Origin of the sequence: Nocardioides caldifontis, from assembly GCF_008087345.1 — a bacterium.
GTDB classification, from domain to species: Bacteria; Actinomycetota; Actinomycetes; order Propionibacteriales; family Nocardioidaceae; genus Marmoricola_A; species Marmoricola_A caldifontis.
In genome coordinates this window covers 351,094-377,148 of record NZ_VHIB01000001.1, presented here as the reverse complement: position 1 = coordinate 377,148, position 26,055 = coordinate 351,094, and the positions used below count along the sequence as shown (strand labels likewise).

General features: G+C 73.9%; 20 protein-coding genes. 12 read left to right on the top strand and 8 right to left on the bottom strand.

The window, feature by feature from the left end; translation table 11 throughout:
- The first annotated feature begins 92 nt into the window (after positions 1-92).
- Positions 93-3,509: an ATP-binding protein gene (locus FIP57_RS09905; protein ID WP_148573354.1), complete on the top strand. Its 3,417-nt coding sequence runs from the start codon at positions 93-95 to the stop codon at positions 3,507-3,509.
- Here the strand turns inward: FIP57_RS09905 and FIP57_RS09900 are convergent.
- Positions 3,492-4,922: a CCA tRNA nucleotidyltransferase gene (locus FIP57_RS09900; protein WP_148574130.1), complete on the bottom strand. Its 1,431-nt coding sequence runs from the start codon at positions 4,920-4,922 to the stop codon at positions 3,492-3,494. The two genes, FIP57_RS09905 and FIP57_RS09900, sit on opposite strands and share 18 nt — an antisense overlap.
- A gap of 155 nt (positions 4,923-5,077) precedes the next feature.
- Between FIP57_RS09900 and FIP57_RS09895 the strand changes: the two genes are divergently transcribed.
- The 8 genes from FIP57_RS09895 to FIP57_RS09860 all read left to right on the top strand — a co-directional run bounded on the left by FIP57_RS09895 (position 5,078) and on the right by FIP57_RS09860 (position 15,361).
- Entirely contained in the window at positions 5,078-7,576 is a 2,499-nt protein-coding gene (locus FIP57_RS09895) for a DUF6049 family protein (protein WP_148573353.1), read from the top strand.
- A complete protein-coding gene (gene murJ, locus FIP57_RS09890) occupies positions 7,573-9,267 on the top strand; it encodes a murein biosynthesis integral membrane protein MurJ (protein ID WP_238993381.1) in 1,695 nt (564 codons plus the stop codon). Before FIP57_RS09895 ends, murJ begins: the two co-directional genes overlap by 4 nt.
- A gap of 50 nt (positions 9,268-9,317) precedes the next feature.
- Complete coding sequence (locus tag FIP57_RS09885) at positions 9,318-11,033, top strand: protein kinase family protein (RefSeq protein WP_162529746.1); 1,716 nt, start codon at positions 9,318-9,320, stop codon at positions 11,031-11,033.
- A complete protein-coding gene (gene sigM, locus FIP57_RS09880) occupies positions 11,030-11,758 on the top strand; it encodes an RNA polymerase sigma factor SigM (RefSeq protein ID WP_148573351.1) in 729 nt (242 codons plus the stop codon). The genes FIP57_RS09885 and sigM overlap by 4 nt, the downstream gene beginning before the upstream one ends.
- A complete protein-coding gene (locus FIP57_RS09875; RefSeq protein ID WP_148573350.1) occupies positions 11,755-12,507 on the top strand; it encodes a hypothetical protein in 753 nt (250 codons plus the stop codon). The genes sigM and FIP57_RS09875 overlap by 4 nt, the downstream gene beginning before the upstream one ends.
- Before the next feature lie 142 nt (positions 12,508-12,649).
- Entirely contained in the window at positions 12,650-13,636 is a 987-nt protein-coding gene (gene trxB / locus FIP57_RS09870) for a thioredoxin-disulfide reductase (RefSeq protein ID WP_148573349.1), read from the top strand.
- An 89-nt stretch (positions 13,637-13,725) separates the two neighbouring features.
- Entirely contained in the window at positions 13,726-14,043 is a 318-nt protein-coding gene (trxA, locus tag FIP57_RS09865; RefSeq protein WP_148573348.1) for a thioredoxin, read from the top strand.
- Positions 14,044-14,218: 175 nt separating this feature from the next.
- On the top strand, positions 14,219-15,361 hold the full coding sequence (locus tag FIP57_RS09860; RefSeq protein WP_148573347.1) for an N-acetylmuramoyl-L-alanine amidase: 1,143 nt from the start codon (positions 14,219-14,221) through the stop codon (positions 15,359-15,361).
- On the opposite strand, the gene FIP57_RS09855 is transcribed toward FIP57_RS09860, so the two are convergent.
- A complete protein-coding gene (locus FIP57_RS09855) occupies positions 15,333-16,013 on the bottom strand; it encodes a GNAT family N-acetyltransferase (protein ID WP_148573346.1) in 681 nt (226 codons plus the stop codon). The genes FIP57_RS09860 and FIP57_RS09855 overlap by 29 nt on opposite strands.
- 143 nt (positions 16,014-16,156) lie before the next feature.
- Between FIP57_RS09855 and FIP57_RS09850 the strand changes: the two genes are divergently transcribed.
- The 3 genes from FIP57_RS09850 (at position 16,157) to FIP57_RS09840 (ending at position 19,309) form a co-directional block, all read left to right on the top strand.
- Positions 16,157-17,503 carry an aminotransferase-like domain-containing protein gene (locus tag FIP57_RS09850; RefSeq protein ID WP_148573345.1) on the top strand — a complete coding sequence of 449 codons (1,347 nt, stop codon included), beginning with the start codon at positions 16,157-16,159 and terminating at the stop codon, positions 17,501-17,503.
- A gap of 31 nt (positions 17,504-17,534) precedes the next feature.
- Positions 17,535-18,476, top strand: coding sequence for a D-alanine--D-alanine ligase family protein (locus FIP57_RS09845; RefSeq protein WP_148573344.1), 942 nt, complete (start codon positions 17,535-17,537; stop codon positions 18,474-18,476).
- A 68-nt stretch (positions 18,477-18,544) separates the two neighbouring features.
- Positions 18,545-19,309, top strand: coding sequence for a lysophospholipid acyltransferase family protein (locus FIP57_RS09840; RefSeq protein WP_238993380.1), 765 nt, complete (start codon positions 18,545-18,547; stop codon positions 19,307-19,309).
- A gap of 23 nt (positions 19,310-19,332) precedes the next feature.
- Here the strand turns inward: FIP57_RS09840 and FIP57_RS09835 are convergent, their stop codons facing one another.
- From FIP57_RS09835 to FIP57_RS09810, 6 genes are all read right to left on the bottom strand, one after another.
- Complete coding sequence (locus FIP57_RS09835; RefSeq protein ID WP_148573343.1) at positions 19,333-20,265, bottom strand: Abi-alpha family protein; 933 nt, start codon at positions 20,263-20,265, stop codon at positions 19,333-19,335.
- A 3-nt stretch (positions 20,266-20,268) separates the two neighbouring features.
- On the bottom strand, positions 20,269-21,648 hold the full coding sequence (locus FIP57_RS09830; RefSeq protein WP_203231154.1) for a DUF445 domain-containing protein: 1,380 nt from the start codon (positions 21,646-21,648) through the stop codon (positions 20,269-20,271).
- 458 nt (positions 21,649-22,106) lie between these two features.
- Positions 22,107-23,213 carry a ParB/RepB/Spo0J family partition protein gene (locus tag FIP57_RS09825; RefSeq protein ID WP_148573342.1) on the bottom strand — a complete coding sequence of 369 codons (1,107 nt, stop codon included), beginning with the start codon at positions 23,211-23,213 and terminating at the stop codon, positions 22,107-22,109.
- Positions 23,210-24,097: a ParA family protein gene (locus FIP57_RS09820; RefSeq protein ID WP_275266161.1), complete on the bottom strand. Its 888-nt coding sequence runs from the start codon at positions 24,095-24,097 to the stop codon at positions 23,210-23,212. Before FIP57_RS09820 ends, FIP57_RS09825 begins: the two co-directional genes overlap by 4 nt.
- 654 nt (positions 24,098-24,751) lie before the next feature.
- Positions 24,752-25,405, bottom strand: a complete 654-nt coding sequence (gene rsmG, locus FIP57_RS09815; protein ID WP_238993379.1) for a 16S rRNA (guanine(527)-N(7))-methyltransferase RsmG — start codon at positions 25,403-25,405, stop codon at positions 24,752-24,754.
- 50 nt (positions 25,406-25,455) lie between these two features.
- Positions 25,456-26,016 (bottom strand): R3H domain-containing nucleic acid-binding protein, encoded by a 561-nt coding sequence (locus FIP57_RS09810; RefSeq protein ID WP_148573339.1) that lies wholly within the window; start codon positions 26,014-26,016, stop codon positions 25,456-25,458.
- Positions 26,017-26,055 lie beyond the last annotated feature (39 nt).

Sequence of the window (26,055 nt, the reverse complement as noted above, 5' to 3'; positions counted from 1 at the left end):
CGAGGGCGGCTCGGCGCGCGCGGTGCAGGCGGGGCGACACCGCGGGCCGTACGTCCTGTGCCGGGACGCGGCGTGCGGGATAGCGTTCCGCCGTGCAGGTGCAGGTGCTGGGGCCGAGTGCGGCGGTCCTGGCCGGGGGGACCGCTGCGGACATCGGCGCGCGGAAGCCGCGGTCGGTGCTGGCCGGGCTGGCGTTGCGGGTGGGCGCGGACGTCGCTCCCGACGTGCTCGCCGACCTCGTCTGGGGTGGTGCGCCGCCTCCGGGCGCTCACGGGACGCTGCACTCCTACATCTCCGGGCTGCGCCGGACGCTGGAGCCGGGGCTCGGCCCGCGTGAGCGGCCCACGCTGCTGGTGACCACCGACCACGGCTACCGACTGGACCTCGGCCCCGAGGACGTCGACGCCCACCGGTTCTCCGCCGAGGTGCGCCGGCTCCACCGGGAGCTCGAGCCCCTCGCCGGCCAGCTCGGCATCCGCGGCCCGGACGGGTGGCCGGTCGAGGGGCTCGACCGGACCCGCGTCACCGCGGCGCTCGACCGGCTCGAGGCGGCGCTCGCCGGATGGACCGGGGAGCCGTACGCCGACCTGCCGGACCACCCCGAGGTCGCCCTCGCCCGCACCTCCCTCGAGGAGCTCCGGCTCACCGCCGAGGACGACCGGGTGCTGGCCCTCCTGGCGCTCGGCGAGCACGCGACGGTCGTGGCCAGCACCGAGGAGGCCACCCGCCGCAACCCGCTCCGGGAGCGGACCTGGGCGCTGCACGCGCTCGCCCTCACCCGCTCCGGGAGGCAGGCCGAGGCGCTCGCCGCGCTGCGCCGGGTGCGCGAGGTGCTCGCCGAGGAGCTCGGGCTCGACCCGGGCGAGGAGCTCCGCGAGCTCGAGCAGCTGGTGCTCCGCCAGGACCCGCTCCTCGGCCGGTGGCTCGCGGCCGAGCCGGTGGCCGCCGTACGGACGGTGCCGGAGGCTCCCGCCGAGCCGGCCGTCCGCAGGGCGTGGGACACGATCGGCCGGGAGGCCGAGGAGGCCGCGCTGGTCGGCGTCCTCGAGCGGGCCGCGGCCGGCACCCCGGCGCCTGCGCTGCTGGTCGGCGAGCCGGGGATCGGCAAGAGCCGGCTCGTCGAGCACCTGGCGAGCGAGGCGTCGCTCCGCGGGTTCGCGGTGGCCACCGGGCGGTGCTCGCAGGACGACGGTGCGCCGCCGCTGTGGCCGTGGGCCGCGGTGCTCCACGACCTCGACCGGCAGACCGACCGGCCGGTGGCCGAGGAGGTCCTCGCCCGGGTCGTCGGCTCCGGCGCTGCGGCCGCCGATCGGGCGCAGGAGTTCCTCGCCTGGGACGCGGTCGTCGCCGAGGTGACCTCGCGGGCCGCCGACCGCCCGGTGCTGGTGGTGCTCGAGGACCTGCACTGGGCCGACACCGCGAGCCTGCGGGTGCTCCGCCACCTGCTGACCGTCATGGCACCCGGCCACCGGCTCGCGGTGGTGGCGACCCGGCGCACCTGGCCGGAGCCGATGGGGGCGCTCTCGGAGGTCTCCGAGGCGTTCGCCCGCCGCCACGCGACGCGGCTGGAGCTCACGGGGCTCGACCGGGACGGCGCCCGGGAGCTGGTCGGCGCGGTCGCCGGCGGCGACGTCGACGCCGCGACGCTGGAGTCGTGGCACGGCCGGGCCGGCGGCAACCCGTTCTTCCTCATCGAGCTCGCCCGGCTGGGCAGCTCCGCGGACGCCGGTGGGACCGTGCCCGCCACCCTGCGCGAGGTGCTGCTGCGCCGGCTCGAGGAGCTCCCGGCGCCCACCCGCGACCTGCTGCTGGTCGCGGCGGTGCTCGGCCGGCGGTTCTCGCTCGACGTGCTGGCCGCCGTCGCGCTGGCCGACCCCGACGAGGTGGACGAGCGGCTGGCGCCCGCGCGGAAGGCCGGGCTGGTCGTCGACGTCGCCGCCGGGACGTCGGCCTTCGTGCACGCGCTGACCCGCGACGCGGTCGCCGAGTCGGTGACCCCGAGCCGTCGGGCCCGGTGGCACGCGCAGGTCGCGCACACCCTCGAGAACGACCCGCAGGTGCAGGCGCTGGTCCGTCCCGAGGAGCGGGTCACCGAGCTGGCCCACCACTGGCGGGCCGCCGGCCCCGCCCACGTCGGCCGGGCGTGGCGGGCCGCGGTGGCCGCCGCCGACCAGGCGCGGCACAGCTTCGCCCACGAGGAGGCGGTCGCGCTCCTCGGCACCGCCGTCGACGCCCACCGGCGCGACCCGCTCGGCACGCCGCAGGAGCGGTGCGAGCTGCTGCTGGCTCGCGCGGCCGACGCCCAGCTCGCCGCCGACGCCGACGTCCTCCAGGCCTCCTGCCACGAGGCGATCACGCTCGGCCGTACGGCGGACGACCCGCTGCGCCTCGCCCAGGCCGCCGCGACCCTCAACCGCAACAGCATGTGGCTCCCGATGGAGTGGCAGGTCGTGGAGGAGGACTCGATCGACGACCTCCGGTGGGCGCTGTCCCGGCTGCCGGAGCACGACTCCGTCGAGCGGTGCCACGTGATGCTGGGGCTCGCGGTGCAGCTCTACTACGTGCCCTCGGTCGACGCGGAGGTCGAGGCGCTCGTCGACGAGGGACTGGCGATGGCCCGCCGCGTCGGCGACCCCAGGCTGCTGATGTGGGCCTGCCGGAGCGCCGCGCTCGCGCTGTGGACACCGGCCCGGGCGCACCGGCGCGCGGAGCTCTCCCGGGAGGGGCTCGAGGCGGCCCGCGCCGCCGACGACCCCGAGGGGCTCGCGGTCGCGCTGATGACCGCTGCCGGCGACGCGGTGGAGCTGGCCGACCTCGACGGCTACCGCCGCTACGTCGGCGAGGCCGAGCGACTCGCCCGGCGGCGCCGGCTCAACTACGTGCTGACCGCGCTGGGGTTCGTGGAGCTCAGCCTGGCGTCGATGCGCGGCGACGAGCCGGAGATCGAGCGGCGGCGGGCCGAGCTGACCGAGATGCGACCACGGACGAGCCTCCCGCTGCAGCAGCTGCACATGGCGGGCGTCGAGCTGATCACCCGGATGTGGAGCGGCAGCGGCGGCCTCGAGCCGATCGTCGGGCCGCTGCGTGCCGGGGTCGAGGTGTCCGACGCCGACATCGGCCGCGACGTGCTGCTGGTGACCCTGGCGCGCACGGGCCGGCTCGACGAGCTCGGCGACCGCGCCCGGCGGCCGCTGCGCTACCCCGCGCCGAACTGGAGCTCGGCGACCGGCGCCGCCTGCCTCGCCGAGGCCGCCGCGGCACTGGGCGACGAGCAGCTCGCGGAGGACGCGCTGCGCCAGTGCGCGCCGCTCGCGGGCCGGATGGTGGTCTCCGGGATCTCGACGGTGATCGGGCCGCAGGACGGCTACCTCGCGCTGGCGGAGGCGACGCTCGGCCGGCGCGACGACGCGGCGCGCCACGCCGCGTCGGCCCTCCGGCTCGCCGAGGAGTGGGGGCTGGACCGCTACGTCGCGTGGTTCACCGAGCGGCGCTCAGCCCTGGGTTTCTGAGCGCGCGGCCCACCAGGCCCGGAGCTCCTCCTCGGCCCGGTCCTCGCCGAGCGGGCCGTGCTCCATCCGCAGCTCGAGCAGGTGCCGGTAGGCCTCCCCGACCTGACGGCCGGGACCGATCCCGAGCAGCGCCATGATCTGGTTGCCGTCGAGGTCCGGGCGGATCGCGTCGAGCTCCTCCTGCTCGGCCAGCCGCTCGATCCGCGCCTCGAGGTCGTCGTACGTGCGGCGGAGCCGGTCGGCCTTGCGCCGGTTGCGGGTCGTGCAGTCGGCCCGGGTGAGGACGTGCAGCCGGCTCAGCTCCTCGCCGGCGTCGCGGACGTAGCGGCGGACCGCGGAGTCGGTCCACTCCCCGGAGCCGTAGCCGTGGAACCGCAGGTGCAGCTCGACGAGCCGGCACACCGCCTCGATCGTGTCGTTGGAGAAGCGCAGCGCCTTCATCCGCTTGCGGGAGAGCTTGGCGCCGACCACGTCGTGGTGGTGGAAGGTCACGGTGCCGTCGGGGAGGAACCGCCGGGTGCGGGGCTTGCCGACGTCGTGCATCAACGCGGCGAACCGGGTGACGAAGTCCGGGGTGCCGCCGAGCCGGTCCTCCATCGCCATCGCCTGCTCGAGCACGGTCAGCGTGTGCTCGTAGACGTCCTTGTGGCGGTGGTGCTCGTCGCGCTCGAGCGCGAGCGCGGGGAGCTCGGGGAGGACCCGCTCGGCGATGCCGGTCTCGACGAGCAGCGTCAGCCCCCGGCGCGGGTGGGGCGCGCAGACCAGCTTCACCAGCTCGTCGCGGACCCGTTCGGCGGAGATGATCGAGATCCGGTCGGCCATCGCGGTCATCGCCTCGACGACCTCGGGGGCGACGGAGAAGCCGAGCTGGGCGGCGAACCGGGCGGCCCGCATCATCCGGAGCGGGTCGTCGGAGAACGAGTCCTCGGGGCGCCCGGGCGTGCGGAGCACCCGGTGGGCGAGGTCCACGATGCCGCCGTACGGATCGACGAAGCGGGTGCCGGGCACGGCGACCGCCATCGCGTTGACGGTGAAGTCGCGGCGGCCGAGGTCGCCCTCGAGCGAGGTGCCGTAGGCGACCTCGGGCTTGCGGGAGGTCGGCTCGTAGGTGTCGGAGCGGTACGTCGTGATCTCGATCGTCCAGCCGCCCTTCCGGCAGCCGATCGTGCCGAACTCCCGGCCCATGTCCCAGATCGCGTCGGCCCACCCGGCGAGCAGCCGCTCGGTCTTCTCCGGGTGCGCGGAGGTGGTCAGGTCGATGTCGTTGCCGAGCCGGCCGAGCATCGCGTCGCGGACCGGCCCCCCGACCAGCGCGAGCTCCTCGCCGGCCTCGGCGAACCGGGCCCCCAGCGGCTCGATGACCTCGCCGACCCGGGCCAGCTCACGGGTCGCCCGCTCCTGCACCTCCGCCATCGAGAGGGGCGCGTCGGCGCCCTGCGGAGGGGCGGGGTCGGTCGGCTGTTCGGGCACGAGGACCCACTCTAGAGTCCGGCCGTGCGCCGCTCCGGCCCCGCCCGGCCGCGCCGAGGGTGGCCGGACGGGCGACCGGCCACGGCTAGCCTGACCCCGTGAACGACCCGAGGAGCCGCCGCAGCCGTCGGCTCCCCGTGGCCCTCGCGGCGCTGCTGCTCGCGCTCCCGGCCCCCGCCGCCTGGGCCGGCGAGGAGGCCGGCCCGCAGCCCGAGCCGCCGGACGACCCCGGACCGACCCCCTCGGCCACCCCCACGCCCTCGCCGACCGGTTCGCCGACACCGACGCCTACCCCGACCCCGAGCCGGACCCCCGAGGACCGCACGCCCGACGGCGACGCGACGCCGGACGGCGGCACCGTCACCCCCGACACCGAGCCCAGCCCCACCGAGACCGCGGAGCCGGAGGAGGAGGAGGAGGAGGAGACGGTCGAGGTCCCGCCGGACCCGCTCGCGGTGACGATCGAGCGGCTCTCCCCCAGCACCGTCCCCCGGCGCGGGCCGGTCGTGGTCAGCGGCACCGTCCGCAACCGCTCCGACACCGAGTGGACCGACCTGTCCGTCTACCTGCTCACCTCGGCCGAGCCGCTGACCACCGCGGAGGAGCTCGGTGAGGCGGTCGTCAGCGACCCGCGGTCGGAGGTCGGCACGCGGGTCGTCGAGCCCGGGACGTACGTCGACCTGCCGGCGCTCGCCCCGGGCGAGAGCGCCGACTACCGGCTGTCGGTGCCACGCTCCCGGCTCGGGATCTCGGGGGCGCCGGGGGTGTACTGGCTCGGCGTCCACGTGCTCGGCACCAACGACGAGGGGCGGCTCGAGGGCGCCGACGGCCGGGCCCGGACGTTCCTGCCGCTCGTACCCGACCGCACCTCGCCCGTGGAGCTCGCGCTCGGCCTGCAGCTCCGGCAGCGGACCGCCCGCACGCAGGACGGCACTCTCGCCGCGGCCCGCGGCTGGGAGCGCACGCTCTCCGAGGGCCGGCTGCGCCGCCTCCTCGACCTCGGCGCCAGCGCCGGCACCGTCCCGCTCACCTGGGTGGTCGACCCGGCGGTGGCCGACGCCGCGCTCTCGACCGCGCGGGGCAACCCGCCGCTCGACCTCGACCCGCAGCCACCTCCGGACGTCGCCGCCGACGACGGCACCGCGGGCGGCACGGACGGCGAGGAGCCGGGCGGCGCGGACGGGGACACCGGCGAGGAGGGCAGTGACGAGGGCGACGACGGTAACGAGGGCGACGACGGCGACGGCGAGGTCCCGGAGCCGACCGAGGCCGAGCTCGCGGCGAGCGACTGGCTCGACGACCTGGTGGACGCCGTGACCGGCGGCGCGTCCACCGTCCTCGCCCTGCCGTACGGCGACGTCGACGTCTCGTCCGTCGTCCGGCACGGGGCGACCGACCTCGTGGAGTCGGCGTACTCCCAGGGCGACCTGCTCCTCGACGAGCTCGGGTTCGGCACCGTCCGGCGGGCGCTGGTCCCCCTCGACGGGCTGGTCAGCCCGGCCGCCGCCGACCAGGCGGACGCCGAGGTGCCCGTGGTGGTCGCCCCCGACGCCTTGTCCCGGGAAGCGGTGGGCAGCGTCGGGGACCCCGGCAGCCCCGACGACGCCGTCCTCGAGCGCGCCGACGGCGGCGAGATCCTCGTCGCGCCCCGGCCCGAGGAGGTCCTCGACGGGCCGGCCCCCGGTCGGCGGCGCACCGCGCTCGCGGTGCGCCAGCGGCTGCTCGCCGACGCCGCCCTCGAGGCGCTGGCCGGCGGGCGCGACCGGGAGCCCCTGGTCCGGCTCCTCCCGCCGGTCTGGGACCCGGGGGCCGACTGGCAGCGCGCGGAGTTCTTCACCGGGCTCGACGTCCCGTGGCTCCAGCCCGTCGGGATGGGCACGCTGCTCGGTGACGCGTCCGGCCCGGTGGTCGACCCGACCGAGGCGGTGGACTACCCCGCGGAGCAGCTCCGCCAGGAGGTGCCGTCAGCGACGGTCGACGCCGCCGAGGGGCTGCTCCGTGCCGGCGCCCTCCTCGACGAGCTGCTCACCGAGAACGACCAGCTGCTGACCGCGTCGACCCGCCAGGCGCTGCTCGCGCCGACGGTGTGGAGCCGCGAGCGGCCGGGGCTCGCCGTCCGTCGGACGCGCAACGCCGAGGAGCGCATCGACTCCTGGCTCGACCAGATCACCGTGCGCGGCCCCGACTTCGTGACGATGTCGAGCGAGTCGGGGACCTTCCAGGTCACGATCGTGAACGGGCTCGACCAGCCGGTGACCGTGGGGCTGCTGCCGTCGGTGGCCGGCGCGCAGCTCGAGCTCTCCACGCCGGAGCCCGTGCAGCTCGGGCCGCAGGGGCGGGCCGCGGTGCAGATCGACGCCCGGGCCACCGACATCGGTGTGCACCAGGTGGTGCTCCAGCCGGTCTCCGAGAGCGGGACCCGGGTCGGCTCGGTGACCACCATCGACGTCCGGAGCAGCAACGTCGGCTTCATCCTGTGGATCGTGATGGCGGTCGGCGGCGGGCTGCTCTTCGTCGCGATCGTGGTCCGCCTGGTGCGCCGGGTGGCGCGCCGCCGGCGCACCCACGGTCCGCTGCTCAAGCAGGGAGCCTCGTGACCGGACCCCGCAGGACCGGCCCGTCGGTGCTCGCCTCGAGCGCGGTGATGGCCGCCGGCACCGTCGTCTCGCGGCTGAGCGGCTTCGTGCGGTCGATGCTGCTCGCCGCGGCGCTCGGGACGCAGCTGCACGCCGACGTCTTCACGATCGCCAACACCGTCCCGAACATGCTCTACATCCTGCTGGCGGGCGGTGTCTTCAACGCGGTGCTCGTCCCTCAGCTGGTGCGGGCGATGGAGCAGGACCCCGACGGCGGCGAGGGGTACACCAACCGGATCATCACGGTCGCGGCACTGTTCCTGGCGGGCGTGACCGCGCTCCTGGTGGTCTTCGCGCCGCTGCTGATGCGGCTCTACCTCGACGGCGAGTTCTTCACCGACGCCCTGGCCGACCAACGCGAGTCGGTCATCGACTTCGCGCGGCTCTGCCTCCCGCAGGTCTTCTTCTACGGGATGTTCGTGCTGCTCGGCCAGGTGCTCAACGCGCGCGACCGGTTCGGGCCGATGATGTGGGCGCCGATCGCCAACAACGTCATCTCGATCGCGGTCCTGCTGCTCTACCTGGTCATCTACGGGGCAGCATCCGGGGACGAGCTGCGGGGCGGCTTCACCTCCGGCCAGGAGTGGCTGCTGGGGCTGGGGTCGACCATCGGCATCGCCGCCCAGCTGCTCGTGCTCCTCCCCTACCTGCGCGCAGCGGGCGTGCGGTTCCGCCCGCGGTTCGACCTGCGCGGCAGCGGGCTCGGCCACACGCTCCGGCTCGGGGCGTGGACGGTCGGCTTCGTCGTCGTCAACCAGATCGCCTACACGGTCGTGGTCCGCCTCGCCTCCAGCGGCACCGCGGACGCCGCGTCCGGGAGCGGCGGAACCGGCTACACGGTGTACTCCGGCGCGTTCCTGCTGGTGATGGTGCCGCACTCGATCGCGACCGTGTCGCTGGCCACCGCCACGCTGCCGCGGCTCTCCCGCGCCGCCGCCGAAGGGGACCTCCCCGCGGTGGCCCGGCAGGTCTCCTCCACGACCCGCACCGCGCTCGCTCTGATCGTGCCGTTCGCGCTCCTGCTGCCCTCGATCGCGCTGCCGCTGGCGAACCTGCTCTGGGGGTACGCCGCCGCGGCCGAGACCTACTCCGACTTCTCCACCTCGTTGGCCCTGTTCGCGCCCGGGCTGGTCTTCTTCACCGTCCACTACCTGGTGCTCCGCGGCTTCTACGCCCTCGAGCAGACCCGCACGGTCTTCTGGGTCCAGTGCGTCATCGCCGCCGTCAACATCGCGCTCGCCGTGACCGTGACCAGCCGGGTCGAGCCCGAGGACACCGCACCGGGGCTCGTGGCCGCCTACGGCGGGGCGTACGCCGTCGGCGCGGTGCTCTCCTTCCTGGTGCTGCGACGGGTGCTCGGCGGGCTCGACACCCCGGTCCTGGTCCGGTTCCTCGTGCGGCTCCTGCTCGCCGCCGGGATCGCCGGCGCGGTCGCCTGGGGGTGGCGCGCACTGCTCGACTCGGTGTGGACCACCGGCGACGGGAAGGTGCAGGCGGTCGTGCTCCTCGGCACCACCGGCGTGGTCGACCTCGCGGTCTTCCTGCTGCTGGCCCGGGCGATGCGGATCGAGGAGGTCCAGGAGGTCGTCGGGCTGCTCACCGCACGGCTGCGGAAGCGGAGCGGGACGGGCGCGGGACGCCCCACCGCTTAGCATGGAGCGGTCAGCAAGACCGTCGACATGTCGTCTGGTTGGGGAGTCGAGTGGGGCAGAGCGCCGTCGGACCCGGGAGCGTGGTGGCGTCCCGGTTCCGCCTCGAGGACCTCCTGGACGAGCACTCAGGTGCCCGGTTCTGGAGGGCCACCGACCTGACCCTCGCCCGCAACGTCGCGATCCACGTGATCTCGGCCGACGACCCGCGGGCCACCGCCGTGCTCACCGCCGCGCGCACCTCGGCGACGGTCAGCGACGGCCACCTCCTCCGGGTCCTCGACGCCGTCGAGGAGAACGGCGTCGTCCACGTCGTCCACGAGTGGGGCTCGGGGGTGTCGCTCGACCGGATGCTCGAGGAGGAGCCGCTCGAGCCGCGCCGCGCCGCCTGGCTGGTCCGCGAGGTCGCCGACGCGATCGGCGTCGCGCACGCCCACGGCGTCGCGCACGGCCGGCTGCTCCCCGAGAACGTCCTGCTCACCGACGCCGGCTCGGTGAAGCTGATCGGCTTCGTCGTCGACGCCGTCCTCCACGGCCGCCCGCGGCGGGAGGGCGACGTGGGCGACCCGCCGGAGGAGCACGAGGCCGACGTGCTGAACCTCGGCGGGCTGCTCTACGCCTGCCTCACCGGCAAGTGGCCCGGCTTCCCGGCCTCGGTGCTCCCTGACGCGCCCACCGACCACGGCCGCTACTGCCGCCCCCGGCAGGTCCGCAACGGCATCCCCAAGGCGCTCGACCAGCTCTGCGACCAGATCGTCAACGTCGACCCGCGCACCGGCCGGCGCCGGTTCGAGTCGGCGCTCGCGGTCCACCACGCGCTCGGCCAGTTCCTCGGCGACTCGCTGAGCCCCGCGGCGGTGCCGGTCACCGGGCCGACCGAGCCCACCGCCTTCCTCGACGCCTCCGCACTCGCACCGCCACCGGACTCCGCCACCCGCGGCAGCCTCGGGTCGTACGACGGGGAGGCCACCCAGGCCTCGCTCCCCCGGTGGGACGACGACGCGACGAGGGCCGCCCCGCGCCCGACCCCGCCGCCTCCCGAGCCGGACCCCGCCCGCCCGCACGGCGCGGGGATGGGCAACGGGAGCGTCCCGCCGGTGTGGGGCCCTGACGCGCGCACCGACAGCGGCACGATCCCGCAGGTCGACCCGCCGTCGCCGGGCTCCCGGTGGCTCCGGCTCGCCGCGGTCGTCGGCGTGGTGGTCCTGGTGATGCTGGCCACCGCGGTGGGGTTCTACCTCGGCCGCTCCGACGGCGAGGACCCCGCCACCCCCGAGGCCGAGGGTGGCGGCGGCGCCACCCCGAGCGCGACACCCGTCGAGCTCGCCGCGGTCTCCGCCTTCGACCCCGACGGCGACGGCCCGCTCACCGACGAGAACCCCGAGGACGTCGGGCTCGCCCACGACGGGGACGCGTCGACCTCGTGGTCGACCAGCACCTACTTCGACGGCCCCGCCCTGGCGCCGTTCAAGTCCGGGGTCGGGCTGCTGCTCGACCTCGGCAAGGAGACCGAGGTCACCGGGGCCGCGCTCACTCTCGTCGGCGGCCCCTACGACGTGGAGCTGCTGGCCGCCCCCGAGGGGAGCGGCGCCCCTGGCTCCGTCGACGGGCTGGAGACGGTCGCGAACGCCACCGGGGTGGCCGAGGAGACGGGGCTGACCGCCGAGCGCCCGCTGACCACCCGCTACCTGGTGGTCTGGTTGACCGCGCTGCCTGGCACGCAGGACGGGTTCAAGGGGTCGGTCGCCGAGGTGTCGGTCCTCTCGTGACGCCCGAGGAGGCGCGCGCCGGCGGGGCCGGTGCCGAGGACCACCGCGACGACCGCGCGCTCCTCGCAGCCCACGTGGCCGGCGACCCGGCCGCCTTCGGCACCCTCTTCGCCCGCCACCGCGACCGGCTGTGGGCCGTCGCGCTCCGCACGACCGGGAACCCCGAGGAGGCTGCCGACGCCCTCCAGGACGCGATGGTCTCGGCGTTCCGACGGGCCGGCTCCTACCGGGGCGACGCCGCGGTGACCACCTGGCTCCACCGGGTGGTCGTCAACGCCTGCCTCGACCGCGCGCGCCGCCGTGCCGCCCGCCCCGGGGAGCCGCTTCCCGACGACCTCGAGGAGCGCGGCACCGCGCCGGTTCCACGTGAAACGTCGTCCGGCAGTGACCCGACCGAGGCCGCCGAGCGTTCGGAGCGTCAGCGTGCCGTGCTGGCGGCGCTCCGGACGCTCCCCGAGGAGCAGCGGGCCGCGCTGGTGCTCGTCGACATGGAGGGGTACTCCGTCCAGGAGGCCGCCGACCTGCTCGGCGTCGCCGCGGGCACCGTGAAGAGCCGGTGCTCCCGCGGGCGGGCACGGCTCCTGCCGCTGCTCGCGCCGTTGCGCTCCACCGGCGAGCCCGGGGAACCACGTGACCCGGATCGCGGGAACCCGGACGCCCCCGGCCTCGTCCAACCCAGGAGCACCGACGGCCCCGTCCCGACCGGAGGAGGTGAACAGCCATGACCGACGACGAGCTCCCCGAGCTGACCCCCGAGGAGGAGACCGAGGTCTCGCGGCTGCTCGCCGAGGCCGGCGGTCCGCTTCCCATGCCTGACGAGGTGGCGGCGAGGCTCGAGGCGACGTTGGCCGGGCTGGTGGAGGAGCGCGCCGGTGAGCCGGAGGAGCCGGCGGCCGCGACCGTCGTAACCCTGGAGGAGCGGCGGGCCGCGCGGCGCTGGCCGCGGCTGGTCCTCGCCGCGGCGGCCGTGGTGGTGGCCGGCTACGCGGCCGGCACCGTCGTCACCGGCACCGGCTCCGGAAGCGACAGCGCCTCGGTCTCCGACGCAGCCGGCGCTGGCGAGGCGGAGGAGCCGATGGCGGGTGCCGACCCCGAAGCCGCCTCCGAGGCGGCCCCGGAGGAGTCGGGTCCCGGGACCGCGGCCGAGCGCGACGCGCAGGTGTTCCGCGCCCGGGACGTCGTGCGGCTCCGCTCGGAGACGCTCGAGGACGACCTCGGCCGCGCGCTCGGCGGTGACCCCACGGCACTCCACGACGCCGGACGCTCCGAGCTCCGCTCGCAAACGGTCCGCAAGCGCGCCACCTGCCATCCCCCCGCGCTCGAGCCGGGGCAGCAGTGGGCGCTCGCCCGGTACGACGGCCGGCGCGCCGTCCTCGTCGCGGGGCCCGACGACGGCGAGCTGCTCCCCGTCGAGGTCGTGGGGTGCGACGGCGTGGTGCTGGCGTCGGTCGAGGTGGACGCGGAGCTCGACTAGCTGGCCGCCGGTCGCCCAGCCGGCTGGACCGTCAGCCGGGCGGCCGCGACGCCCGGGAATGGGCGCCGCCTAGGATCGGTTGCACGCAGTGACGGCCACTCCCGGGCGACACCGCCCCGCCGCACCTCCTGGAAGGACGCACATGACCCACGATGTCCGGCAGGTCATCATCATCGGCTCCGGCCCGTCGGGCTACACCGCGGCGCTCTACGCGGCGCGGGCGAACCTGAAGCCGCTGGTCTTCGAGGGCGCGGTCACCGCCGGCGGTGCGCTGATGAACACCACCGAGGTGGAGAACTTCCCGGGCTTCCGTGACGGGATCATGGGTCCCCAGCTGATGGACGAGATGCGCGCCCAGGCCGAGCGGTTCGGCGCCGAGCTCGTCCCCGACGACGTGACCGCCGTCGACCTCACCGGCCACGTCAAGCGGGTGACCGACGGCGAGGGCAACGTGCACGAGGCGCGGACGGTGATCCTGGCGACGGGGTCGGGGTACCGCAAGCTCGGGCTCCCCGACGAGGAGCGGCTCTCCGGCCACGGCGTCTCGTGGTGCGCGACCTGCGACGGCTTCTTCTTCCGCGAGCAGGAGATCGCGGTCGTCGGCGGCGGTGACTCGGCGATCGAGGAGGCCACCTTCCTCACCCGCTTCGCCAAGAAGGTCTACCTGCTGCACCGCCGCGACGAGCTGCGCGCGTCGAAGATCATGCAGGAGCGGGCGTTCAAGGACCCGAAGCTCGAGATCGTCTGGAACACCAAGGTCACCGGCATCCACGGCGGCGACAAGCTCGAGAAGCTGACCCTCGAGGACACCGTCACCGGCGAGAGCCGCGAGCTGGCGGTCACCGGGCTCTTCATCGCGATCGGCCACGACCCGCGCTCCGAGCTGCTCCACGGCCAGGTGCACCTCGACGAGAACGGCTACGTGCTCGTCGACCACCCGTCGACCCGCACCAACCTCGAGGGCGTCTTCGCCTGCGGCGACCTGGTCGACCACGAGTACCGCCAGGCGGTCACCGCGGCCGGCACCGGCTGTGCGGCGGCGCTCGACGCGGAGCGGCACCTCGCGATGTTGGACCAGCTGGCCGGCGTCGAGGGGCACACCGCACCCGAGGGGATCACCGTCGGCTGACGCGTCGACCCCACCCAACCGGGAATCATCCCGGCAGCGAGCTTGTTCACCCCAGACCGACGATCGAACGGAGCACATTCGTGGCGGAGATGAAGGCAGTGACCGATGCGGACTTCGAGGCCGAGGTCCTCAAGTCCGACAAGCCCGTGCTGGTGGACTTCTGGGCGGAGTGGTGCGGTCCGTGCCGCCAGGTCAGCCCGATCCTCGCGGAGATCCAGGCGGAGCACGGCGACAAGATCGAGATCGTCAAGATGAACGTCGACGAGAACCCGACCGTCCCGGCTCAGTACCGGGTCACCGGCATCCCGACGATGAACGTCTACCAGAACGGCGAGGTCGTGAAGCAGATCGTCGGCGCGCGGCCGAAGTCCGCGATCCTCAAGGAGCTCGCCGACTTCATCGGCTGACGGACACGCAGGTCGTCACGGTCCCGGGACCGGTCCACCCTCCAGGGCAGGGCCGGCCCCCGGGACCGTGGTGCTTTTCCCGGACAATTCCGTCTCCGTGGCAACCGATGGGCGGCTTGAGCCGTCGGACGATCGGGTAGACCATGCGAGGTGCGACCGGGCGGCAGGAGGGCTGATGGCAGCGACCAGCTTCCGCGTCGGCGACGTCGGCGAGCCGGTGCTCGAGATCCGCGACCGGCTCTGCCAGGTCGGGCTGCTTCCCGAGGAGCGGGCCGGCGACCCGGCGTACGACGGCGAGGTGGAGCGCGCGGTGCGCGCCTTCCAGCAGCAGCGGGGGCTGACCGCCAACGGCGTCGTCGACCCCGCGACCTACCGCGCCCTCGACGAGGCGCGCTGGACGCTCGGCGACCGGGTGCTGGTGCACCGGCCGGGCGACCCGGTGGCCGGTGACGACGTCGTCGCGCTCCAGCGGCGGCTCCTCGACCTCGGGTTCACCGTCGGCCGGGTGGACGGCCTGTTCGGCCCGACCACCGAGGCCGCGGTCAAGGAGTTCCAGCGCAACGTCGGCATCCCGCCAGACGGCACCTGCGGCCCCGCGACGCTGAAGTCGCTCCGCCGCCTCGCCCCGATGGTGCGCGGCGGCAGCCCCAACGCGCTCCGCGCCGACGAGCGGATCCGCCGGGCCGGTCCGCTGCTGACCGGGAAGGTCGTGGTCGTCGACCCGGCGCCCGTCGCGAGCGCGGACCCCGAGCTGCGCCGCCGCGCCGAGGAGGTCACCACCGACCTCGCCCGCCGCGTCGAGGGGCGGCTGGTCGCCACCGGGGTGCAGGCGTACCTGACCACTCCTGACGCCGGCGCGGCCCTCGAGGAGGCCGAGCGGGCGGCGTTCGCCAACCGCACCGAGGCGCACCTCTGCGTCTCGCTCCAGGTCGACGTCTCGGAGAACCCCGGCGCCTCCGGCGTCGCGACGTACTTCTACGGGCTCGACTCCCACGGCGTCCGCTCCTCGGTGGGCGAGCGGTTCGCCGGGCTGGTGCGCCGGGAGATCGTGGCCCGCACCGACCTCGCCGACCTGCGCAGCCACGCCCGGTCGTGGGAGCTGCTCCGGCTCACCCGGATGCCCGCGGTGCGCGTCGACGTCGGCTACGTGACCAACCCGGGCGACGCCGCCCGCCTCTCCGACCCGGCGTTCCGCGACGTGGTCGCCGAAGCGGTGGTCGTCGCGGTGCAGCGGCTCTACCTCGCCCCCGACGCCGACTCCCCCACCGGGCTGCTGCGGATCGAGCAGATCAAGGCCCGGCAGCGGGGGGTGGGCTAGCCGTCCGGCCGGCCGCGCGCCGCCCGAGCCGCTGGGCCGCAGCCGCCCGGCGCGGCCGGACCACGCCGAGCAGCTTCGCGAGCGCGCTCTCCATCTCCTCGCGCCAGGTCAGCACCGACTTCATCTCCATCCGCATCCGCGGGTAGCGCAGGTGCGCGCGGTGGGTCTTGAACCCCACCCGCTGCAGGTACGGCGCGGGGAGCACGCAGTCGCTCCCGGGTCCTACCCGGTGCACGCCGATCGCCTCCACCGAGCGGAAGTCGCCCCGGGTGAGCAGGTCCTTGACCATCTCCTGCATGAGGACCCGTCCCAGCCCCGCCCCCCGGTGCTCCTCGAAGACCTGCGCGGTGGCGAGCTGGACGGCGTCCTCGCTCAGCGGCGCGGTCGGGAAGGAGGCGGTGCCGGGAAAGTACGCCGGCGGGGCGTAGAGCACGAAGCCGGCCGGCTCGTCGTCGACGTACAGCACCCGGCCGCAGGAGCCCCACTCCAGCAGGACCCGGGAGAGCCAGGCCTCCTTCTCCTCGACGGCCGCCCCGGCGCGCTCGACCTGGGCGCGGCGGACGGGGTCGAGCTCCCACGCCAGGCAGCTGCGCACGTTGTGCGGCAGCGTGGCGAGGGTGTCCAGGGTGAGCCTGGCGACGCGGCGGGCCATGGCTGACCTCCCGGGGTGAGCGGTCCGTGCACGCCTGCCGGGCACTCCCCGGTCCGGAAGCCGACAGGGGTCATACTGGACAGGCGGCTGCTCCCGATCGTACGACCGAGGCCGCGACCAGCCCAGCTCCGAGGAGTCCTCCGATGGCCGACGGCCCCGACCGCCCCGCCGGGGTGACGCGCTCCAGCACGCGGCTCGACAACTACGTCGACCGCTACGCCGCGCGGACCCGCGGGATGACCGCCTCGGAGATCCGGGCCCTCTTCGCGGTCGCGAGCCGCCCCGAGGTGGTGAGCCTCGCCGGCGGGATGCCGAACATCTCCGGTCTCCCGCTCGACGTCGTCGGCGGCGCGATCGACGAGCTGGTGCGGACCAACGGTCCGACCGCGATGCAGTACGGCTCCGGCCAGGGCGACCCGGTGCTGCGCGAGCAGATCTGCGAGGTGATGCGGCTCGAGGGGATCGAGGCGCACCCCGACGACGTGGTCGTCACCGTCGGCTCGCAGCAGGCCGTCGACCTGGTCACCCGGATCTTCTGCGACCCCGGCGACGTGGTGCTCTGCGAGGCCCCGTCGTACGTCGGTGCGCTCGGTGTCTTCCGCGCCTACGAGTGCGACGTGGTGCACGTCGAGATGGACGGCGACGGGCTCGTCCCCTCCGCGCTCGAGCAGGCGATCGCCTCGGTGCAGGCGTCGGGGCGGCGGATCAAGTTCCTCTACACGATCCCGAACTTCCACAACCCGGCCGGCGTGACCCTGGCGCCCGAGCGGCGCCAGGAGGTGCTGCGGATCTGCCGCGAGGCCGACGTGCTGATCATGGAGGACAACCCCTACGGGCTGCTCGGCTTCGACGGCGAGCCGCCGCGGGCGATGCGCGCCGACGAGGCCGAGCGGGTGATCTACCTGGGGTCGTTCTCGAAGACGTTCGCCCCCGGGTTCCGGGTCGGCTGGGTGCTCGCGCCGCACGCGGTCCGGGAGAAGCTCGTGCTGGCCCAGGAGTCCGCGACGCTCTGCCCGCCGTCGTTCAGCCAGATGGCGGTGTCGTCGTACCTGCGCTCCCACGACTGGCAGGGGCAGGTGAAGCAGTTCCGGGAGATGTACCGCGAGCGGCGCGACGCGATGGTCGAGGCGCTCGACGACATGATGCCGGCGACCGCGCGGTGGAACGTGCCGGACGGCGGTTTCTACGTCTGGCTCACCCTGCCGCCCGGGCTGGACGCCAAGGCGATGCTCCCCCGCGCGGTCACCGCGCGGGTGGCCTACGTGCCCGGCACCGCGTTCTTCTCCGACGGCTTCGGCTCCCAGTCGATGCGGCTCTCCTACTGCTACCCCTCGCCCGAGCGGATCCGCGAGGGAGTACGCCGCCTGGTCGGCGTGATCGAGGAGGAGATGGAGCTCCGCCAGACCTTCGGCGCCCTCCCGTCGGGGTCGACCCCGGCGCCGCCGTCGGCCGAGCGGGGCTACGAGTCCCCCAACTCCGACCTGTCGTGATCGCGCTCCCCGACCCCGTGGAGGTCTCACCGTGACCGGACCCGTCCTCGTGCTCGCCGGTGGGCTCTCCCACGAGCGAGACGTGTCGCTGCGCTCGGGGCGTCGGGTCGCCGAGGCGCTCCGCGACGCCGGGCTGGAGGTCGAGGTACGCGACGTCGACGCCACCCTCCTCGACCGGCTGGCGTCGGACCGCCCCGCCTGCGTCGTCCCGCTGCTCCACGGCGAGTCCGGCGAGGACGGCGCGATCCGGTCGGTGCTCGAGCTGGTCGGGGTCCCCTACGTGGGCGCCCGCCCCGACGCCTGCCGGGTCGCCTTCGACAAGCCGGTGGCGAAGACCGTGGTCGGCCGCGCAGGGATCCGCACCCCCGCCGGGTTCACGCTGCCCGCGGAGACGTTCCGCGAGCTCGGCGCCACCGCCGTGATGGAGCGGCTCGTCGACTCCCTCGGGCTGCCGCTCTTCGTGAAGCCGGCGCGCGGCGGGTCGGCGCTGGGCGCGGCGCTGGTGCGCACCGCCGCCGACCTGCCGAGCGCGATGGTGGGGGCGTTCGCGTACGGCGACACCGCGCTCGTCGAGCAGTTCGTGGCCGGCACCGAGGTGGCCGTCCCGGTCGTCGACGACGGCTCGGGGCCCCGGGCGCTGCCGGTCGTCTCGATCACCCCCGACGGCGGGGTCTACGACTACACCGCCCGCTACACCGCCGGCTCCACCGAGTTCCAGGTCCCGGCGAAGCTCGACGACGCGGTCGCCGAGGAGTGCGCGCGGGTGGCGGTGGCCGCCCACACCGCGCTGGGGCTGCGGGACCTCTCGCGGAGCGACTTGATCGTCGACGACGACGGCCAGGTGTGGTTCCTCGAGGTCAACGTGGCGCCGGGGCTGACCGAGACCTCGACGGTCCCGCTGTCGGTACAGGCCGCCGGGCTCGATCTCGGCGAGCTGGTGGCCGAGCTGGTCGGGGGTGCCACCGCACGGTGACGCTTGTGCTCCCCTGACTACCCTGGGCCCACCCGGTCGGAGCGGCCGGTGACCTCCGAGGAGCTCGTGTGCTGGACCTTCCCTACCGGGCGATCGTCGGCGTCGGCCATGCATGGTTCAAGGCGATGGACTTCCGGTTCCGGATCGAGGGCGCCCACCACGTGCCGCGCACCGGCGGCGCCGTCCTCTGCATCAACCACGTGTCGTACGTCGACTTCATCCTCGCCGGATACGGCGCCCGCGCCTCCAAGCGGTTCACGCGGTTCATGGCGAAGCGCGAGGTGTTCGACCACCCGGTCGCCGGGCCGCTGATGCGGAGCATGCACCACATCAGCGTCGACCGTGCCGAGGGCCAGCAGTCGTACGACGACGCCGTCCGGTACCTCCGCGACGGCGAGATCGTCGGGGTCTTCCCCGAGGCGACGATCTCCCGGAGCTTCCTGATCAAGGAGCTGAAGACCGGCGCGGTGCGGATGGCCGCCGAGGCCGACGTGCCGCTGATCCCGGTGATCCTCTGGGGCACCCAGCGGCTGATGACGAAGGACCACCCGCGGGACTTCGGCCGGCACAAGACGATCTCGATCACCATGGGCGAGCCGATGGACCCGCACGGCAAGGCGGTGCAGAAGACCGCCGAGCTGCGGGAGCGGATGAGCACGATGCTCGACGAGGCGATCCGGTCCTACCCCGAGCACGAGCAGCCACCGGGGTCCTGGTGGCTGCCGGCGTCGTACGGCGGGTCGGCCCCGACGCCCGAGGAGGCGAAGCAGCTCGACCAGGAGGAGCAGCGGCGGCGGGCGGAGAAGCGGCGGCAGCAGCGCGCCAAGCGCTGAGCCGGCTGAGGCGGCTGAGGGCGTCAGCCCTCCCCCGGCCGGCTGTGCGGCGGTAGCTCCTCGCGGTCGGCGTCGGTGAGGTGGAGCCCGAGCCCGTCGCGGCAGAAGTCCTCGCCGAACGGCGTGAGGTGGATGCTGCGCCGGACGACCTTCGAGCGGCGGACCGTCGCCCGCGCGGCGAGGACCTCGGGCTGCGCCTCGAGCACCTGGTACTCCTCCGGGTCGCGCAGCGTCTCCCGGGAGAACCAGATCAGCCCGAGCCGCTCGAGGTTGTGCAGGTAGGACGGCACCCGGTCGACGTGGCGGCACCCGGCGAGCGCACCGATCATCGTGAGGTTCGCCTTGACCAGGCTCGACGAGACGGTGCCGACGAGCCCGCCGGTGCGGACGTCGACCGCGGGCTGCGGACCGCGGCGGAGCAGCAGGAGCAGGATGCGCGCCTCGTCGGGGGCGAGCTCGTGGATGATCCGGGCGTATGCCGGGTGGCCGCGGTCGTCCGACCAGACGTCGCGGGACTTGCGCAGCAGCTCCTGGCCGGCCTGGTGGAGCGGGTCGACCGCGGGCTGCTCGTCCTCGACGGGGTGCGGGGTGACGGTCTCGACGGCGTCGGCGACGACCCGCACCACGGGGTTCGTGGCCGCGGCCGCGCGTACCTTGTGCTCGACCTCCTCCCCCACCAGCGCCCGGGTGACCGCCGCCGCGGCGACCCGGAGGTCCTCGGCGAGCTCGGCGGCGTGCTCGGGGTGGAGGACGGCGTCGACGGTGCGCCGACCGGCGTTGAGCCCGGTGACGGTGGCCCAGAGCCCGATCCGGACCGACGAGACGGCGGCGACCCTGGCCAGCCCGGGCAGGTCGGCCGACGTCAGCCCCGGGTCCTGGCCGTGTCGAGCCGCCCCTCGTGGCGTGTCGAACCGCCCCTCGTGGCGGTCACCCGGGGTGTGGCGCTCGACGGACATGGGTCAGCCTCCCGTCCCGAAGACCAGCACGTGGGCCACGCCGCCGGCGAACCCCATGACGGCACCGTGGGCGTACAACATCCACTCGTCCTCCTTGATCGCCGCGCGGAGCATCTCGACGAAGTCGCGCGGGGGCAGCTCCCGGGTCCGCTGCGCGAAGAGCCGACGGATCTTCTCGCTCTGGCGACGGGAGAACCCCGGGTCGCGGAACGGCGTGATCGTGTACGCCGCGGAGTCGTGGGCGACCTGCTCGCGGATCGCGTCGAACTCCCGACCGCCGACCGCCGCGCGGAGCGCCGCCCTCGCCGGACCCGCCGCCCGGTCGATCGCCGGCCCCATCGCCTGCTCGAGCAGCTGCTGGGTCCGGTCGCCGCGCGGCCCGTTGAGCAGGAAGTCGCCGATGTTCTCCAGCGTGATCACGTCGTCGGCGATGATCTGGGCGTAGACCTCGGCGACCTCGCGCTGCCGACGGAGGAAGAGCCCCTGGAGCTTGAACCCCAGGACACGCTTCTCCTCGACCGGGTCGAAGATCAGCGACATCCCCAGCAGGTTCGTCGTCCAACCGACGATCACGCCGAGGAAGGGCAGGAGCCACCACAGGTGGAAGGAGCGGTCCACCACGGCGACCGGGATGCCGAGCAGGAAGCCGAAGACGAAGCCGAAGTTGACCATCAGCTTCAGCTCGCGCCGTCCGACCTCGTAGAAGATCCGGTTCACCAGCGCCGGGTTCTTCCGGAAGTGCTCGATCACCATGATCTTCGGGTCGAGCAGCTGGTCGATGTGCTCGCCGATCTCCTCGGTGACGTCGCCGACGATCCGCGGGAGCTGGTGGGTCACCCGCTGGTACACCGCGTCCTTCAGCCGCGGCGGGAGGTTCGACCACAGCGCCGGCTGCTGCCGCTGCATCGCGCTGTCGACGATCTCCGGCACCTGCGGCGCCATGATCGCGACGATGTGCTCGGCGATCGCGGGCGGGTCGAGCTGCTCGTAGAACTCGCGCGGCGTGCCGATCTTCGCGATCGCCTTGTCCACGGCGATGCTGCCCATCTTCGCGGCGCGGGCCGGGACGATCCCCTGCCACCCGATCCGGCCGTGGAGCAGCCCGGGAACCTCCTGCAGCTTGTGCGGCAGCAACCGGGCGAGCTCGGCGAGCCCGGGCACCCGGACGCCGTGCAGCCGCACCGGGTTGAACAGCATGATCAGCCCGGTCCAGTTGATCAGCCAGCCGACGACCGCGGTGAAGACCGGGATCGCCCAGAACGCGACCCACTCGTCGTCCAGGAACGACGCCGTCGTGAGCGCGGGGCCGGCGGCGATGGCAGCGTCGGTGGTGATCGCAGCGTCGACGACGAAGGCAGCTGCCCAGGCGGCCAGGAGCGCCACTCGACCCCACCTCCTCACCAGCCGCACGCCCGGCACCGCCCGGCGGACGCGGTGCACGGCGCGGTCGCGAGCGGTTCATACCCAGCAGCGGACGAGTTGCTGCCGTCTCTGGATCAACGGCCGGCCGGCCGTCGCGTCACGGGTCGTGCCGGTCACGTCCGCGTCGGGCTCTTCGTCGATGAGGCGATGTGTGGGCTTGTCGGTGAGTCGTTTGCTCGGCTTGCCGCCAAAGCGGCTCGTCGACAAACCGCTCTAACGCTTCCAAGACAAAGCAATGAGTTAATGAGTCGCTAAGCCGTTTTGTCGACAAAACGTCAGGCAGGCAGTGTTGCGCCGCCTCTCGCGGGGTGACGGAGAGTGGCTGGCGCGTGCGTTGACCCTCGCGCTTCGTTCGGGGTGCCGGGCCGTACCGGCGTCCGCGCTCGGTCGGCTCGGTCGGGAGCCGGGTCTCGCGTGGCCTACTGCTCGTCGGTGTGGCGTCGCTCGTACGTCGGATCCATCTGGCCGACGATCCGCTCAAGGTCGGGCAGCGAGGCGAACTCGATGGTGATCCGGCCCTTGGAGCGGCCGAGGTCCACCTTGACGCGGGTCTCGTAGAGGTCGGACAACCGCGCTGCGAGGTCGTCGAGAGCGGGCGAGCTGGGCCGCATCCGCTTCACCTTCGGCTTCTCGTCGCTCCCGAGGTCCCCGACGGCGACGAGCTCCTCGAGCCCACGCACGGAGATCCCCTCCGCGATGACGCGCGAGGCGAGCCGGTCCTGGGCGGCCTCGTCATCGACGCCGAGGAGCGTCCGGGCGTGGCCCGCGGAGAGCACGCCGGCCGCGACGCGGCGCTGGACGGGTGGGGACAGGCGGAGGAGCCGCAGGGTGTTCGTGATCTGAGGACGGCTTCGCCCGATCCGGGCAGCGAGCTCCTCGTGGGTGCAGCCGAAGTCGTCCAGGAGCTGCTGGTAGGCAGCGGCCTCCTCGAGCGGGTTCAGCTGCGCGCGGTGCAGGTTCTCCAGCAACGCGTCGCGGAGCAGGGCGTCGTCGCCGGTGTCCCGCACGATCGCGGGGATGACGGTGAGCCCGGCCTCCTGGGTCGCTCGCCACCGACGCTCACCCATGACCAGCTCGTAGCGGTCCTCCCCGAGCCGCCGGACGACAACCGGCTGCAGGAGCCCGACCTCGCGGATCGAGTGCACCAGCTCGGCCATCGCCTCCTCGTCGAAGACCTGGCGAGGCTGGCGGGGGTTCGGCGTGATCGAGCCGACCGGGAGCTCGGCGAACCAGGCGCCGTCGACAGGCGCAAGGCGCTGACCTGCGGTTTCGCCCTCGCCGCTCGCGGCGCCACCGTCAGCCCCGGTCGCGTCGGAGCGGTGGTCGCCGCCGCCGACGGCTCCGACCCGTCCGATCCAGTCGGCGTCACGGGGAGCCGGGGAGCCCGACTCGCTGTCAGGCCGGCTCCCGGGGAGCACGGCCACGCCAGCGCGGTCGCTCGGCTCCTCGGTCGGAGCGGGGCTGGTGGGGATCAGCGATCCCAGGCCACGGCCGAGGCCACGGCGCGGAGGAACTCTGTCGTTCATACCCGGACTCCTCTGCTGGACAGCTCGCGTGCGGCTTCGAGATAGCTCAGGGCCCCGGGTGACGCCGGGTCGTAGGTCATCACCGACTGGCCATAGCTCGGCGCCTCCGAGACCCGGACCGAGCGAGGGATGGCCGTGCGGAGCACCCGGTCCCCGAAGTGCTGACGGACCTCCTCCGCGACCCCGGCGGAAAGACGAGTCCGGGCGTCATACATGGTGAGGAGGACGGTGGTGATCTCGAGACCGGGGTTCAGGTTGGCCTTGACCAGCTCGACGGTCTCCATCAGCTGGCCGACACCCTCCAGCGCGTAGTACTCGGCCTGGATCGGCAGGAGGAGCTCGTCCCCGGCAACCAGGGCGTTCAACGTGAGCAGCCCGAGAGACGGCGGGCAGTCGACGAACACGTAGTCAAGCCGGTCCTCGCCGTCGGCGAAGACCCGGTCGAAGCCGTGGATCGCCTTCCGCAGCCGGTTCTCGCGGGCCACCACGCTGACCAGCTCGATCTCGGCACCGGCCAGGTCGATGGTGGCGGGCGCGACCAGGAGGTTGGGTGACTCGGGGCTGGGCTGCACGATCTCTGCGAGGGGGACACCGTCGACGAGTGCGTCATAGGAGGAGGGCGTCCCTCGGCGGTGCTCGATCCCCAGGGCCGTCGACGCGTTGCCCTGCGGGTCGAGGTCGATCACGAGAACGCGTTGTCCGTGGTGAGCGAGCGTCGAGGCGAGGTTGACGGTGGTCGTCGTCTTCCCGACGCCGCCCTTCTGGTTCGCGACGACCATGACCCGCGTGCGCTCAGGACGGGGGAGCGGCTCGCGGCGAGCCATCTCCTGGCGCAACCGCAGCGAGTACTCGACCGCAGTGGCCAGGGGAGTCGCGTCTGACATCGGCGCACCTTCCTCCCTGGGCTCCACCTGCGAGGGCATGGTCACGTCACTTCTCCTCAATGCCTCGTTGCTGCCGTTACGGCGCGCGGCTGGCTCATCACTGCGTCGATTCGTCCCCCTAGTGTCCTCCGACACCGCCGGATCCCCCGGCACCGACGGGGGTGTTTCACGTGAAACGGCGGAGTGAGTCTCCTCGCGCTGACCGCTTGATGTTTCACGTGGAACCGGCGGGTGGTTCACATTGGCGGGTGGCGATGGGACCGCACCGGGTCCGCCCGCTTCACGGAAAGCTTCGGAGCCTTCGGTGGTTGCAATGCTCATGGCCTGCGGCGGCTCGGACGCTGTTTCACGTGAAACCTCGACGTCCTCTCCCGACGCCGACCCGGCCAGGGTGCCGCCCGCCGGAGCCTCGGTTTCACGTGAAACGGAAGAGCGCCGGTCGCTGCTCGACCTGTCCGGTTGCGTAATGGCGCCACCATGGCCGTCCGGACCGCTCGAGCCAGCAACAGCAGGCCCAACTCCCTGCCGCGCCCGCCGCCGTTCACGGAGTGCCGCCAACCATCCCCGTCGCGGCGCGGCCCGGCGACCACCTGCGCCCGAACGGCCGACCGGTGCCGACGGGGTTCCCGACATGACGGCTCCTCGAGATGGCGGTCAGGGCTTGCGCCGGCCTTTCCGGCGGGAGGGCGAGCGACGCGACGAATCTAGTGGGGCCCCGTCGCTCACTCGAACCCGGACCACCGTGGTGGGGAAAGGGAGCAGGGTTCCGCCGATGGTGATGATTTCTGGCTCGTCGGCGTGGAACGCGCGCAGCGTGGGCCGTGCCTCGGCGACCTCGTCGGGCGCCGATCCACCCTTCATCGCGACCATCGCGCCACCGGGAGCGACGAGCGGCAAGGACCAGTCAAGCAGCTTCGGGAGGCGGGCGACGGCGCGCGACGTGACGACGTCAAACCTCCGCTCGCCGTGCAGCTGCTCAGCGCGGCCGCGCACCACCTCGACGTTGGCGAGGCCGAGCTTCTCGACGACCTCGTCGAGGAACCGGGTCCGGCGAGCGAGCGGCTCCAGGAGCGTGACCTTGAGGTCGGGGCGCCGGATGGCGATCACCAGCCCCGGTAGCCCGGCCCCGCTGCCGACGTCGCACACGGTCGCGGCCTCGGGAATCACGTCGGTGACGACACCGCAATTGAGGAGGTGGCGTTCCCACAGCCGCGGGACTTCCCGCGGACCGATCAACCCGCGTTCGGTGCCGTCGTGCGCCAGGAGCTCCGCGTACGCCGCGACCGCATCCAGAGCAGAAGCGAACACCCCCGCTGCCTCAGGAGGTGGCGGGGGTGTTTCACGTGAAACAGCCTCACTCACGAGGCCGGCCGCACCACGACGTACCTCTTGGGCTCCGTCCCCTCGGAGTCGGAGACCAGCCCGGCGCCGGCCACGACGTCATGGACGACCTTCCGCTCGAACGGCGTCATCGGCTGGAGCGAGACGGGCTCCCCGGTCTTCTTGACCTTCTCGACCGCGTCCGTGGCCAGCCCCTCGAGCACTGTGCGGCGCCGAGCGCGGTGGCCGCCGATGTCGAGCATCAGCCGCGAGCGCTCGCCGGTCTCGCGGAGGACCGCGAGCCGGGTGAGCTCCTGCAGCGCGTCGAGCACCTCGCCGTGACGGCCGACCAGCTTGTCGAGGTCACCGCCGACGATGGAGACCGAGGCCCGGTCGCCCTCGACGTCCATGTCCAGGTCGCCGTCGAGGTCCGCGATGTCGAGGAGCTCCTCGAGGTAGTCCGCGGCGATGTCGCCCTCGTTCTCAAGCTGCTTGATCCGCTCGGCAGCGAGGTCGGACCCCGTGGCGCCGGAGGTGTCCTGCGTGGCGGCCGTGTCGACGGGCTGCTCGGCCGTCTGCTCGGTGGTCTGGTCGGTCACTGTTGCTCCTGGTACTCGGTGCGGGTGGTGCGGGGAGAA